The 13,160-nt window shown below is 67.0% G+C and carries 12 protein-coding genes; 5 read left to right on the top strand and 7 right to left on the bottom strand.

Annotation, left to right across the window (positions count from 1 at the left end):
* Positions 1-21: 21 nt before the first annotated feature.
* From K6L26_RS08135 to K6L26_RS08120, 4 genes are all read right to left on the bottom strand, one after another.
* On the bottom strand, positions 22-249 hold the full coding sequence (locus K6L26_RS08135) for a hypothetical protein (protein WP_048896319.1): 228 nt from the start codon (positions 247-249) through the stop codon (positions 22-24).
* 74 nt (positions 250-323) lie between these two features.
* On the bottom strand, positions 324-755 hold the full coding sequence (locus K6L26_RS08130; protein WP_019345036.1) for a DUF4189 domain-containing protein: 432 nt from the start codon (positions 753-755) through the stop codon (positions 324-326).
* A gap of 256 nt (positions 756-1,011) precedes the next feature.
* Complete coding sequence (locus K6L26_RS08125) at positions 1,012-2,646, bottom strand: fatty acyl-AMP ligase (RefSeq protein WP_019345037.1); 1,635 nt, start codon at positions 2,644-2,646, stop codon at positions 1,012-1,014.
* 443 nt (positions 2,647-3,089) lie between these two features.
* The gene (locus tag K6L26_RS08120) at positions 3,090-4,058 is read right to left on the bottom strand and encodes a 4-(cytidine 5'-diphospho)-2-C-methyl-D-erythritol kinase (RefSeq protein ID WP_174551628.1); all 969 of its coding nucleotides are present in this window, start codon (positions 4,056-4,058) and stop codon (positions 3,090-3,092) included.
* Positions 4,059-4,113: 55 nt separating this feature from the next.
* On the opposite strand from K6L26_RS08120, the gene K6L26_RS08115 reads away from it, so the two are divergent.
* Positions 4,114-4,977, top strand: coding sequence for a serine/threonine-protein kinase (locus K6L26_RS08115; protein WP_085143080.1), 864 nt, complete (start codon positions 4,114-4,116; stop codon positions 4,975-4,977).
* Between the two features lie 55 nt (positions 4,978-5,032).
* Here the strand turns inward: K6L26_RS08115 and rsmA are convergent, their stop codons facing one another.
* The 3 genes from rsmA to K6L26_RS08100 form a co-directional block, all read right to left on the bottom strand.
* Entirely contained in the window at positions 5,033-5,935 is a 903-nt protein-coding gene (gene rsmA, locus K6L26_RS08110) for a 16S rRNA (adenine(1518)-N(6)/adenine(1519)-N(6))-dimethyltransferase RsmA (protein WP_036394433.1), read from the bottom strand.
* Positions 5,932-7,059, bottom strand: a complete 1,128-nt coding sequence (locus K6L26_RS08105; protein WP_221852910.1) for a resuscitation-promoting factor — start codon at positions 7,057-7,059, stop codon at positions 5,932-5,934. Before K6L26_RS08105 ends, rsmA begins: the two co-directional genes overlap by 4 nt.
* A gap of 90 nt (positions 7,060-7,149) precedes the next feature.
* A complete protein-coding gene (locus K6L26_RS08100) occupies positions 7,150-8,004 on the bottom strand; it encodes a TatD family hydrolase (protein ID WP_221852909.1) in 855 nt (284 codons plus the stop codon).
* A 24-nt stretch (positions 8,005-8,028) separates the two neighbouring features.
* Between K6L26_RS08100 and metG the strand changes: the two genes are divergently transcribed.
* The 4 genes from metG (at position 8,029) to K6L26_RS08080 (ending at position 13,129) form a co-directional block, all read left to right on the top strand.
* Positions 8,029-9,576, top strand: a complete 1,548-nt coding sequence (gene metG / locus K6L26_RS08095; protein ID WP_019345043.1) for a methionine--tRNA ligase — start codon at positions 8,029-8,031, stop codon at positions 9,574-9,576.
* Between the two features lies 1 nt (position 9,577).
* Positions 9,578-10,927 carry an NADP-specific glutamate dehydrogenase gene (gene gdhA, locus K6L26_RS08090; RefSeq protein WP_019345044.1) on the top strand — a complete coding sequence of 450 codons (1,350 nt, stop codon included), beginning with the start codon at positions 9,578-9,580 and terminating at the stop codon, positions 10,925-10,927.
* Between the two features lie 97 nt (positions 10,928-11,024).
* Positions 11,025-12,206, top strand: coding sequence for an NAD(P)/FAD-dependent oxidoreductase (locus tag K6L26_RS08085; protein ID WP_036394425.1), 1,182 nt, complete (start codon positions 11,025-11,027; stop codon positions 12,204-12,206).
* A complete protein-coding gene (locus tag K6L26_RS08080; RefSeq protein ID WP_221852908.1) occupies positions 12,206-13,129 on the top strand; it encodes an RNA polymerase sigma-70 factor in 924 nt (307 codons plus the stop codon). Before K6L26_RS08085 ends, K6L26_RS08080 begins: the two co-directional genes overlap by 1 nt.
* Positions 13,130-13,160: the final 31 nt, after the last annotated feature.

Here is a 13,160-nt window from a genome sequence, read left to right as displayed (position 1 = left end):
GGCTACTGCGAAGACGATCCGTTAGCGACGAGCGCCGGGCATACCCAGCCACGGGAACACCGGGATGTTGGCCGGCGGCGCAGTGGTACCTGGCCGGGCCTTGATCGAGGTGCTGCCGTTGGTCGTACAAATCGTCTTGGTAGCGGTGTCCTGGCAGGTCGGTCGAGCCGACGCCACCGGCGCCGCAATAACCGAAGCTGCCGCCAAACCCGCCATCACGAAAGCAAACTTGCCGCGACCTGTCATCATGTCCTTCCCTTTCCGGGCTACGACCGCGATACCAGAATGGTCATGCGCTGAACGCGCCGGCATCCGCTCGCTCATCAGGGGCAGGCCGATACGACAACGGGGGAATTCGCATCCAGCGGGGTATTGGCCGCCGCCGCTCGGTTGAACGCATCCTGACGGGCAGCCTCCACAGTGGGCCCGGCGCCGCCGGCCACCGCGTGGTTACTGGGGCTGGCGACCGACACGATGCAGAGGTTGTCGTTGGTCACCTCGTCAGCCGTACATTCGACGCCACCGGCGTTCTGGCAGGCCGCCACCACCGCCGAAGAAGCCTCTTCGCTGGTGTCACCGGTCGCCGTGAAACCGCCGATCGTGTCGATGAATTCGCCCGTTCCCACTGCCACGAACATGTCTTCGGGGTCCTCGACATAGCCGCCAGGCCCGCCTGCCCACGCGGTGCCCGCGGAAATCCCGGCTGCGATAACGCCTGCGCCCAGGATCGCCGAAACCCATCGGGAATTGACCATGCCGGTCCTTTCGTCAAAGTGGTTTCCGCGTCAGAATACGCAAATGTCACGTTAACGATGGGCAAATTGACGTGCTGTCATCATATTTGGTCACCAAAATTGGTAACCCGCGGACGTGCGACCCGAAAACTCCGCCAGGATCAAGCGTGTCGCGGCCGGGTCGGTCCGCATGGGCGCGAGCGTGCGCAAAGTGCCGCAGCCGATCGGCGTGTCGTGCAGCAGACGCGCACGCTCGCGGTGGGAGGGCGTGGGGCGGCTAGGTGACCAAAGAAACCGAGTTGGCGCGACGCAGCTTGCCCGACGGGGTCTTCGGGATGCTGCCCGGCCCGAGCACCACCACGTTGCGCGGACGCATGTCGACCTCGGAGACCACCTCGTGGGCCACTTGGTGCTCGATCCGGCGCACCTCGGCCGGATCCTGCCAGGCATTGGATTCCACGGCGACGGCGAAGGTCTCACGCGAATGCCCGGCGTCCAGACGCACGGCGACGGCACAGCCGGGGCGCACACCCTCGACGCGGCCGGCGGCACGCTCGATGTCGGTCGGGTAGATGTTGCGCCCGGCCATGATGATCACATCCTTGACGCGACCACACACGACGATGTTGCCCTCTTCGGTGATGTAGCCGAGGTCGCCGGTGTCGTACCAGCCGTGCTCGTCCTGAGCCGGCAGGAAGCCGCCCATGGTGATGTAGCCGGGGGTCAGCGATTCGCCGCGCAACTCGATGACGCCGACGCCGCGGGCGGGCATCACGTCACCGTGCTCGTCGACGACGCGAGCCTCGAGGTCCTTCAGCAGCGGGCCGAGGGAGGCCAGCCGCTTGGTGTTGCCCTTGGTGGCGGGCACGGCGCGGCGCAGAGCGGCCAGCAGGTCGGCGTCGACCTCGTCGACCACCAGACCCGCGTTGCACGGGGAGAACGACACCGCCAGGCAGGTCTCGGCCATGCCGTAAGCCGGCAGGATCGCCGACTCGGGAAGACCGAACGGCTTACCCGCGTCGAGCAGGTCCTCGACGTCGGCCGGTTCCACGGGCTCGGCGCCCGAGAGCGCGAACCGCAGGGTGGACAGGTCGTACTCGCCCGGCTTGGCCTGGCGGCGCAACCGCTTGGCGAACAGCGCGTAGGCGAAGTTGGGCGCCGCGGTCATGGTGCCCTTGTACTTGGTGATCAGCTTGGCCCACAGCAGGGTGTCGCGCAGGAAGTCCATCGGCGTGACCTTGACGAGCTCGGCGCCGAAGTACATCGGAATGGTCAGGAAGCCGACCATGCCCATGTCGTGGAAGCAGGGCAGCCAGCTCACCATGACGTCCTTGTCGACGTCGTACTCCGCGCCGATGAACATGGCCTCGGCGTTGGAGTGGATGTTGCGGTGCGTGATCTGGACGGCCTTGGGCGACCCGGTCGAGCCCGAGGTCAGCTGCATCAGCGCGAGATCGTCCTCACCGGTCTCGACCGGATCGATCGGATCGGCGGCCAGCAGGTCGGCGATCTTGAGCACCTTGATGCCCTTTTCCTCCAGAACGGGGATGGCCACCAGGAACGGCTCGGAGACGATGACGGCGTCGGCCTCGATCATGCCGATCACGTTCATGGTGTCCTCGGCCCACACCGCCAGATCCGTGCGCGGCGTCGGCTGGTGCAGCATGGTCAGGCTCGCGCCCCGCATCCACACGCCCTGCGCCGTCGGCGCGATCTCCACCGGGAAACCGGCCAGCACGCCGACGGCGTCGCCGTGGCCGATACCGGCGGCCGCGAGGCCACCCGCGATGCGCCGGGCCCGCTCGTGAACCTCACCCCAGGTGTGACGAACCGGCTCGTGCGGCTCGCCGGTCACCATGCCGCGCGTGCTCTCACGAGCGTTGCGGAACATCTTCTCGGTGAATCTGCTCACGACGACCTCCTTGGCTTCCGCGGCCCCGACACCGGCGACGGTGCGCCAGGTGCAGTTGCCCGGTTATCCATGCTCCGCCCGCTGTGCACCGCTTTTGGGTAGGCGCGCGCACACGATTGGGGAGCAGTTATGTCTCGAAAAGGTGATGCTTCAGAACCGCGCGTACGCCGGGGCGACCGTCCACCGCCGTGGGCGGCGGACGTGAAAGTCGCATCCGATGCAATATCGCTAGCATTCACCGCCGCTCATCTTAAGAGACCCTTAAGTAACTGCCAAACCCTCGTGTTAATTGAGGTCTGCGTCACATTCTCCGGCGGTGCGGCAACTCCGGCCGCGCCGTTTCCCACCCAGGGGTTGTTCCCGCACGAAGTGGGCGGCCTTGGCGGCGAAAACCGCGGCCGACGACACCGCAGCCGTACGTAAGGCACACGGCCGGCCGCCGCTCAGGCGGACGCCGACGGCTCCGGGACCACCCGGGCGCCGCTCACCGGCCCACTGGCCACCCGCACCGTCCGGCACACGCCCGCCCCGGCCAGTTCCGCGCCGACATCCACCGCCGACGTCGACGACGGGCACAGGAACGCACACGTCGGGCCCGATCCGGACACGATGCCGGCCAGTGCACCCGCCTCCACCCCGGCGCGCAACGTCCGGCGCAGATCCGGATACAGGCTCAGCGCGGCCGGCTGCAGATCGTTGCCCAACAGTGCGGCGAGTTCAGCTGGATCGCCCGAGGCCAGCGCGGCCAATACGGGCTCGGGTTCCTCAGCCCGCGGCGGCCCTCCGGTCGAGGTGTCCGCACGCAGGCGATCCAGCTCACCGAACACCTTCGGGGTGGACAAGCCCTTGTGCGCGAACGCCAGCACCCAGTGGAAGGTATTGCGGGCCAGGACCGTGGCCAGCTCCTCACCGCGGCCGGTGCCCAGTGCCGTGCCGCCGTGCAACGCGAAGGGGACATCGCTGCCCAGCTGCGCCGCCAGCGCGTGCAGGTCACGGCGAGGCAGCCCGAGCTCCCACAGCGTATTCATCGCCACCAGCACCGCAGCCGCGTCGGCGCTGCCGCCGGCCATCCCACCGGCCACCGGGATCGACTTGTCGATGCTGATCGCCACATCCGGCGCCCGGCCCACGTGCTCAGCCAGCAGCTCGGCCGCGCGCCAGGCCAGATTGCGCTCGTCGGTGGGCACCGATTCGACACCCTCCCCCTCGACCGTCAACGCCAACATGTCGGCGTTGCGCACCGTTACCTCGTCCAGCAGCGAAACCGCATGGAAGACGGTGGTCAGGTCGTGATAGCCGTCATCGCGCACATCGCCGACGGCCAGATAGAGGTTCACCTTGCCGGGAACGCGCACGGTGACGGAGCCGGTGGGGACCCACTCGGAGGCGGTACTGCCGTCGGATGCTGACACGGCCACGACACTATCGCCGCCACCCCGCAGTTGTCGGTGAACTTAAGCTGAGACGGTGCCCTCACCGGAGGTGGTCATCGCGGACTACACCGCGGTGAAAGTCGTGGGGACCGGCGGCTCGGCCACCGTCTACTCGGCCCGCGATCCCGACGGGACCACCGTGGCGCTCAAAGTTCTCGATGATCGGCATCGCCGACCGGCCCAACTGGCCCGGCTCCAGCGCGAGTTCGACTTCGCCCGCCAGCTCGTCCACCCCAACATCGTCACGGTGTACGCGGCCGGTCCGGGCTGGCTGGCGATGGAACTGCTCGGCAACACCGTCAACAACCTGTCCGGGATCGCCGAGCGACTCACCGCGCTGACCCAGATCGCCGGAGCGCTCGACTTCGCTCACCGTCGCGGCATCGTGCACTGCGATGTCAAACCCGCCAATATCCTTGTCGATGAGCCTTTTTCGCGGGCAGTGCTGGTCGACTTCGGCGTCGCGCACTCGATGGCTCAGGATGTCGCCGCCCGCCTCGCCAATGATCGTTCTGCGCGGATGAGCCTCGACCCGGCCCGGCGCATCACCCGCCAGAGCTTCCAGCCGCATCCGAACATTCAAGCGTCACTGGCCTATTCGGCACCCGAACTGCTCGTCGGGCGAGCGCCGGTGGCCACCACCGACCAGTACGCGCTGGCCTGCACCACGGTTGAACTGCTCACGGGAACGCCGCCGTTTACCGCTGACACCGCGGTCGCCCTGATCGATCAGCAGCTCTATAGCCGTCCACCCCGAATATCGCAGCGCTGCAACTGGATTCCACGCAGCGCAGACTCGATCATCGCCAAGGCGATGGCCAAGGAGCCGGACCGGCGCCACGACTCGTGTTCAGAGTTCGTCAGGCTGGTCAGCGAGGCGATCGAGCCCCCAACGTGAAGAAGGCCGCGAGATTCTCGAAAAATCCCGCGACCTTCTTCACGTTCGGCGAAAACTAGCGCCGAGCCGCCTCGATCTGCGCGGCGGCCTCACCCTCGGCCTCCTTGGCCCGCTGCAGCAAGCGGACGAAGTCGGCGATGCTGAGCGTCTCACCACGGCGCGACGGGTCGATGCTGGCGGCCAGCAACCGCTCGGCCGATTCGTTACCGGACCCCGCCCAGTCGGCGAACGCGTTGCGCGACGTCTTGCGGCGCTGCGCGAACCCGATGTCGATGAGCTGGAACACCTCATCGCGGAACGCCTCGTCCGTGGGCCACGGCGACGTCTCGTACCGGTCGATGCGGACCAGCCCGGAGTACACCCGCGGAATCGGCCAGAACACCGTCGGCGACACCATCCCGTGCCGGCGCACGTTTCCGTAGAAACGCACCTTGGCACTGGGCACGCCGTAGTCCTTGCCGCCGGGTTCAGCCGCCAGCCGCTCGGCCACCTCGGCCTGCACCATGACCATCACCGTCCGGATCGACGGGAACTCGGCCAACAGATGCAGCAGTGCGGGCACCGCCACGTTGTACGGCAGGTTCGCCACGAGCGCGGTCGGCTGATCGGTCAGATCAGACGGCATCAGCGTCAGGATGTCCTGGTTGATGACGGTCAGCCGGTTGATCTCGCTGTGCGAGTGATCGGCGATGGTGGCCGGCAGTTGCTTGGCCAGCACCGGGTCGATCTCGACAGCGGTCACCCGGGCACCACGGTCCAACAGGGGCAGGGTCAAAGACCCCAGACCCGGTCCGACCTCCAGCACATGGTCGCCCCGGTGAATCCCGGAAGCCGACACGATGCGCCGAACAGTGTTCGCGTCATGCACAAAGTTCTGGCCAAAGGCCTTGCGTGGCCGAAAGTCGATTTCTTTCGCCAAGCGTCGTATCTCGGTCCGCCCGAGCAGTCGAATAGTCAGCGCGCCCCAATCCTCCCACTACACACCGGCCAAGCTCCCCAGCCCTGCCGGGCCTGCGTCACCGTAGCAATCGCAATCTGCTCTTCTCTTGTCGCCAGATCGGCCCTCGGAGCATACCGCAGACCACCCTGTCGCTCCCAGGTGTTTTGGTCGAATTGGACGCCGCCGTAGAAGCCGTTACCGGTGTTAATGGCCCAGTTACCTCCCGCTTCACACTGTGCGAGCGAGTCCCACTGGGCTCCGTTACTGATCGGCGGAACTTCGGTGCCGGGCTTTGCTCCGACCCGCAGCACGCCATCCCGCGCCGGTTCGATCACGACATTGGCTACTGGCAGTCTGCCGGTCTCCACACCGTTCACCTTGGCCACCGCGTAGGTCACGTCCTGGGTGCCCGGAGCGCCGGGATCCTCGACGATCTTGCGGCTCATGTTCAACTCGGGGTCTTCGATGCGCTTGTTACCGGGAGCCAGCGGCACCCGCTCGGTGACCTTCTCGATGCGCATACGGGTCACCTGCACCTGCATACCCTCGGTGACCGGGGACGATGCCGCCGGAACCACGGTGTCGTTCTGCTCCAGGGGCACACCCGCGGCGGCGAGCAGACCCGCCACGTTCGGGGCCGCCAGGTGCACCGTCTGCACGTTGCCGCCGTCGTCGACCCGGACCGTCTTCGCACTCACCACGGGCAGCGCCATACCGCCCAGCGGCACCCGGCTTCCGCGGGACGCCGCGGCCGGCGCCTTGTCGGTCATCTTCAGCTGCGCCAAGGCCTCGTCCACGGTCGAGGCGGTGGTCCACACCTGCTTGCTGTCATTGCCGTCCAACGACAATTGCAGCGGTCGGCTGCGGCGCAGGACGATGGTGTCGGACTGGTGCACGGACTCGTCGGCGGCCGGATAAAGATCATCGCGATCGCCGACGGAAAATCCGTTTTCCTGGACCACGTCGATCACCCGGGACTTCATGGTCGTCACGGTCATCGGCGAACCGTCGACGCTCAGCGTGACGGTCTTGTGCGATCCGACGGCGTAGCCGCCGGCTGCGGTCAGCGTGACCAGCAGGGCTCCCACCACGCCTCTCAGCAGCGGTGACCGTGATTCATGAATTTTGTTGAGCGCTTCCATATACCCGCTTTTCGGCTCGGACGGCACAGTTCACCGCCGGCGGTTGAGCTTTGATCACAAGACGGTAACGAAAAGGCCCACACCCGGCAACTACGACTGGCCGCTCCCGTTAAGTCCGTACACCCGCGCCGCAGTGGCTGCGGTCTCGGACGCGACCTCTTCGGCGGGTCGGTCCAGCAACTCCGCGAGTGCCCGAACAGTGTATGGGAGGCAGTACGGCTCGTTCGGCGCTCCGCGGAACGGGTGCGGGGTCAGAAACGGGGCGTCGGTCTCCACCAACAGCTGGCCGGGCGGGATCAAGCGGGCGGCTTCGCGCAGCTCAGCGGCGTTCTTGAAACTGACCGTGCCCGAGAGGCTGAGCACCCAGCCCGCCTCGACACAGGTGTGGGCCATCTCCGGTCCCGACGAAAAACAGTGGAAGATCACTGTCTCGGGCGCCCCTTCGGCGCGCAGCACATCGAGCACCTCGGCGTCGGCGTCCCGGTTGTGGATCATCAACGGCTTGCCGGTGCGCTTGGCCAGGTCGATGTGCCAGGCGAACCCGTCGCGCTGCTCGTCCGGCGTCGCGCAACCGTCCAACCGGCCCGGCCAGTACAGGTCCATCCCGGTCTCCCCGACCGCCACGACCCGCGGATGGGCGGCCAGCCGCTCCAACTCGGCCCTGGCCGCGTCGTCGAGCACGTTGGCCCTGGTCGGGTGCAGCGCCACCGCGCCGAATACCCGTTCATCAGCGTCGACAGCCGTGGTCACCCAGCGTGCCGAGTCGAGATCGTCGGCGATGGTGACCGCCTGGCCCACCCCGACGGCGGCCGCGCGGTCCATGATCGCGCGGACGTCCTGCGCTGTCGCCGCACCGCAGGCGTCGAGATGAGTGTGTGCATCGACCAGCGGACCCAACGGCTCCGGAGCTGGCGGCTTCTCCCTGGCTGAGCGTTTCGAACCCACCGCAACACAATAAGGTGGGACCAAATGAGTGAGCCTTTCTACATAACTACGGCCATCGCCTATCCCAACGGTGCGCCACACATCGGGCACGCCTACGAGTACATCGCCACCGATGCGATCGCCCGGTTCAAGCGTCTCGACGGCTTCGACGTGCGCTACCTGACCGGTACCGACGTCCACGGCCAGAAGATGGCCGAGACGGCCGCCGCCGAGGGCATCTCCGCGGCCGAGCTCGCCAACCGCAACTCCGACGTGTTCCAGGGCCTGCAGGAGAAGCTCAACATCTCCTTCGACCGGTTCATCCGCACCTCCGACGCCGACCACTATGAGGCGTCCAAGGAGATCTGGCGCCGGATGAATGAGGCCGGCGACATCTACCTGGGCACCTACTCCGGCTGGTACTCGGTGCGCGACGAACGGTTCTTCGCCGAGGACGAGACCACCGAGGGTCCCGACGGCACCCGCACCGCCATCGAGACGGGCACCCCGGTCACCTGGACCGAGGAGCAGACGTACTTCTTCCGGTTGTCGGCCTACGCCGAGCGCCTGCTGGCCCACTACGAGGCCCATCCCGAGTTCATCGGACCCGATGTGCGCCGCAACGAGATCGTCAGCTTCGTCTCCGGCGGGCTGAAGGATCTGTCGATCTCGCGGACCACGTTCGACTGGGGCGTGCCGGTCCCCGACCATCCCGACCACGTGATGTACGTGTGGGTGGACGCGCTGACCAACTACCTGACCGGGGTGGGATTCCCGGACGTCGCCTCCGAGGCTTTCCAGAAGTACTGGCCGGCCAAGTTGCACATGATCGGCAAGGACATCATCCGGTTCCACAGCGTGTACTGGCCGGCCTTCCTCATGTCGGCCGGGATCGCGCTGCCCGAACGGGTTTTCGCGCACGGCTTCATCAACGTCAAGGGCGAGAAGATGAGCAAGTCGGTCGGCAACGTCGTCGACCCCATCGCGCTCGTCGACACCTTCGGGCTCGATCAGGTGCGCTACTTCTTCCTGCGCGAGGTGTCCTTCGGCCAGGACGGCAGCTACAGCGAGGAAGCCATCATCGGCCGGATCAACGCCGACCTGGCCAACGAGCTGGGCAACCTGGCGCAACGCTCCCTGTCGATGGTGGCCAAGAACCTCGACGGTGTGGTGCCCGATCCCGGGACGTTCACCGACGACGACACCGCGCTGCTGAGTGCGGCCGACGGCCTGCTGGAGCAGGTGCGCGCCCATTACGACGTGCCGGCCATGCACCTTGCGCTGGAGGCGATCTGGTCGGTGCTCGGCGCGGCGAACCGCTACTTCTCCGCCCAAGAGCCGTGGGTGCTGCGCAAGTCCGAGGATCCGGCCGACCAGCAACGGTTCGGTACGGTGCTCTACACGACGCTCGAAGTCGTGCGTATCGCAACGCTGCTGACGCAGCCGGTGATGCCGGACTCGACGGCCAAGCTGCTCGACCTGCTGGGCCAGCCGACCGACGCACGCGACTTCGGCTCGATCGGCACCCGGATCAAGCCCGGTACCGAACTGCCCGCTCCGACAGGGGTTTTCCCCCGCTACCAGATGGACTGACATGGCTGGACTACACGAGAAACTGCAGGCGATCTACGAGGAAGTGGGGCAGCGCAACGCTGGCGAGAAGGAGTTCCACCAAGCCGTTTACGAGGTGCTGACCAGCCTCGGGCCGGTGGTCGCCAAGCATCCCGAGTACGCCGACGGCGCCATCATCCGCCGGTTGTGCGAGCCCGAGCGTCAGATCATCTTCCGGGTGCCGTGGCAGGACGATTCCGGTGCCAGCCAGATCAACCGCGGGTTCCGGGTGGAGTTCAACTCCGCCCTGGGACCGTTCAAGGGCGGCCTGCGTTTCCACCCGTCGGTCTACCTCGGCATCGTGAAATTTCTCGGCTTCGAGCAGATCTTCAAGAACTCGCTGACCGGCCTGCCGATCGGCGGCGGCAAGGGCGGCTCGGACTTCGACCCCAAGGGCCGCTCGGATGCCGAGATCATGCGGTTCTGTCAGTCCTTCATGACCGAGCTCTACCGCCACATCGGCGAGTACACCGACGTCCCGGCCGGCGACATCGGCGTCGGCATGCGCGAGATCGGTTACCTGTTCGGCCAATACAAGCGGATCACCAACCGCTACGAATCCGGGGTGCTCACCGGCAAGGGCCTGACCTGGGGCGGGTCGCAGGTCCGCACCGAGGCCACCGGTTACGGCACGGTCTTCTTCGTCGACGAGATCCTGCGGTCGAACGGGCAGTCCTTCGACGGCAAGCAGGTCGTGGTGTCCGGTTCGGGCAACGTGGCGATCTACGCCATCGAGAAGGTGCACTCTCTGGGCGGGACCGTGGTGGCCTGCTCGGACTCCAGCGGGTACGTGCGCGACGACAAGGGCATCGACCTCGACCTGCTCAAGGAGGTCAAGGAGCTGCGCCGGGGACGCATCGAGGACTACGCCGAGGCCCGTGGCGGCGCGGCGGAGGTGGTGACCGGCCGCAGCGTGTGGGAGGTGCCGTGTGACATCGCGCTGCCCTGCGCCACCCAGAACGAGCTTTCCGGCGCCGACGCCACCGCGCTGATCAAGAACGGCTGCCAGATCGTGGCCGAGGGCGCCAACATGCCGTGCACCCCCGAGGCGGTCAAGTTCTTCGAGGAGGCCGGGCTGAAGTTCGCCCCGGGCAAGGCCGCCAACGCCGGCGGCGTGGCCACCAGCGCCCTGGAGATGCAGCAGAACGCCTCGCGGGACTCGTGGAACTTCGACGACACCGAGGCGCGGCTGGCCGAGATCATGCGGCGCATCCACGACCGCTGCCTGGCCACCGCCGACGAGTACGGCCAGCCCGGCAACTACGTGGCCGGCGCCAACATCGCCGGCTTCATCCGGGTGGCCGACGCGATGCTGGCATTGGGCCTCGTCTAGGCAGCTTTTCCGGTGATGTAGGTCACTCGACCCCGATGCCTGTCACAAAATCGGACTTCGCGGTGTCTTGAGGGCGTAAGCCTTGAGAGGAGACACCATGAGTGCACAGAACGCCCGAGTGATCGTGATCGGCGGAGGTTACGCCGGGGTGCTGGCGGCCAACCGGCTGCAGGGCACCCCGGGAGTGGCTGTCACGCTGGTCAATCCGCGACCCGAGTTCGTCGAGCGGATCCGGCTGCACCAACTGGCGGCCGGCAACCACGACGCCACCGCGGCCTACGACACATTGCTCGGCCCCGGGGTGCGACTGCTGGTCGACGGCGCCGAGCACATCGACGCCGACATCCGCCAGGTCCAGCTGGCCTCCGGGGATGTGCTCGACTACGACTACCTGGTATACGCCGTCGGCAGCACCGCAGGCGTGCCGGCCTCGGTGCCCGGCGCCGCCGAATTCGCTTACCCTCTTTCGGAATTCGAGCAGGCTCAGCGGCTGCGCGCCCGGCTGCAGGATGTGCCGATGTCAGCGCCGGTGGTCGTGGTCGGTGGTGGCCTGACCGGAATCGAGGCGGCCGCCGAGCTCGCCGAGGCGGGTCGCCAGGTCACCCTCGTCACCGATGTGGTGGGCGCCTCGGTGGGCGCAGGCGCCCGTCGCTCGATCGTGAAGGCCCTGACCAAACTCGGTGTCTCGATCATCGACGGACCCGAGATCCTGGTTTCCGGGGTCGAGCCCGACGCCGTCATCCTGGCCGACGGCAACCGGCTGCCCAGCGCGGTGACCGTGTGGACCACCGGATTCGGGGTTCCCGGCCTGGCCGCCGCGAGCGGCCTGCGTACCGATGAGCTGGGGCGCCTACTCACCGACGAGACGCTGACCAGCATTGATGACGCACGCATTGTGGCGGCCGGCGATGCGGCCTCACCGTCGGGCGTGCCGCTGCGGATGAGCTGCCAATCGGCGGGCCCGTTGGGTGTCCAGGCCGCCAACACCGTGCTGGCCCGTGTGGCGGGCACCGAGCCCGCGGTGATCAACCAGGCGTTCGCCGGGCAGTGCGTCAGCGTCGGCCGGAACGCCGGGACCGTGCAGCTCTGCCACTCGGATGACAGCCCGCGCCGTATCTTCATCGGCGGGCGCACCGGCGCCTTCGTCAAGGAACAGGTGTGCCGGGCGACGCTGACGTTCCTGCGTAAGGAAGGTCAGAAGCCGGGTTCGTACTTCTGGTTCAAGGGTGACAACCGGGCCCGCCAGCTGGCCGAGGCCCGTGAGGAGAGCATCGTCTGATGTCGGAAACCAGTGCAGGTAACTCGAACGAGCACGCCGAACGGTTCACCCTGCTGCGGCCGTTGCTGTTCACCATCGCCTACGAGATCCTCGGGACGGCAACTGAATCCGATGACGTGCTGCAGGAGAGTTACCTGCGCTGGGCCGAGGTGGATCTGGACACGGTCCGTGACACCAAGGCGTTTCTGGCCCAGCTCGTCACCCGCCAGGCCCTCAATGCGCTTCGGGCCTCCTCGAGGCGCCGGGAGGAATACATCGGCCCGTGGCTGCCGGAGCCACTGGTGCTGACCGAGGGCGATGCCGGTGATCCGTCAGCGGATGTGCTTCTGGCCGAGTCAGTTTCGATGGCCATGCTGGTGGTGCTCGAGACGCTGACCCCCGACGAGCGCGCGGTGTTCGTGCTGCGTGAGGTGTTCGGTTTCAGCCACGACGAGATCGCTTCGGCCATCGGCAAATCCGCTGCGGCTGTGCGACAGATGGCCCACCGGGCCCGCGAACACGTGCAGTCCCGGCGCAAGCGGTTCGAGCCAGTCGACCTCGAAGAGTCCAACCGGGTCACCGAGCAATTCCTGACCGCGGCGGCGACCGGCGACATGGACGGGCTGCTGGCCTTGTTGGCGCCCGATGCGGTGTACACCGCCGACAGCGGCGGAAAGGCCAGTGCGGCGCGGCGGCCGGTCGTCGGCGCGCAGAAGGTTGCGGCGATGCTCATCGGCTTGTTCCGTGCGGGTGAGAAGGTCCCGGGGCTCACGTTCGAGCGCATCTCGTGCAACGGCGAGCCCGCGGTGATGATCCGCAGCGACGCCGGGATGGAAGGGGTTTTCACCGTCGAGGTCATCGACGGCAAGATCACCCACTTCTACGCGATGCGCAATCCGGACAAGCTGACCGGTGTCGACGTCCCGCGGGTGATCAGCCGGTAACTTTCTCGCGCCGAGCAGACAGAAAATCGCC

The sequence above is a fragment of the Mycobacterium farcinogenes genome (assembly GCF_019739075.1).
Classification (GTDB): domain Bacteria; phylum Actinomycetota; class Actinomycetes; order Mycobacteriales; family Mycobacteriaceae; genus Mycobacterium; species Mycobacterium senegalense.
The sequence above is the reverse complement of the archived record's forward strand: the minus strand, read 5'-3'. Positions and strand labels throughout refer to the sequence as shown.

Coding starts and splice junctions, on each gene's coding strand:
- K6L26_RS08135 (WP_048896319.1), bottom strand. CDS start 249: ATGATGACAGGTCGCGGCAAGTTTGCTTTCGTGATGGCGGGTTTGGCG.
- K6L26_RS08130 (WP_019345036.1), bottom strand. CDS start 755: ATGGTCAATTCCCGATGGGTTTCGGCGATCCTGGGCGCAGGCGTTATC.
- K6L26_RS08105 (WP_221852910.1), bottom strand. CDS start 7,059: ATGGAAGCGCTCAACAAAATTCATGAATCACGGTCACCGCTGCTGAGA.
- metG (WP_019345043.1), top strand. CDS start 8,029: ATGAGTGAGCCTTTCTACATAACTACGGCCATCGCCTATCCCAACGGT.
- gdhA (WP_019345044.1), top strand. CDS start 9,578: ATGGCTGGACTACACGAGAAACTGCAGGCGATCTACGAGGAAGTGGGG.
- K6L26_RS08085 (WP_036394425.1), top strand. CDS start 11,025: ATGAGTGCACAGAACGCCCGAGTGATCGTGATCGGCGGAGGTTACGCC.
- K6L26_RS08080 (WP_221852908.1), top strand. CDS start 12,206: ATGTCGGAAACCAGTGCAGGTAACTCGAACGAGCACGCCGAACGGTTC.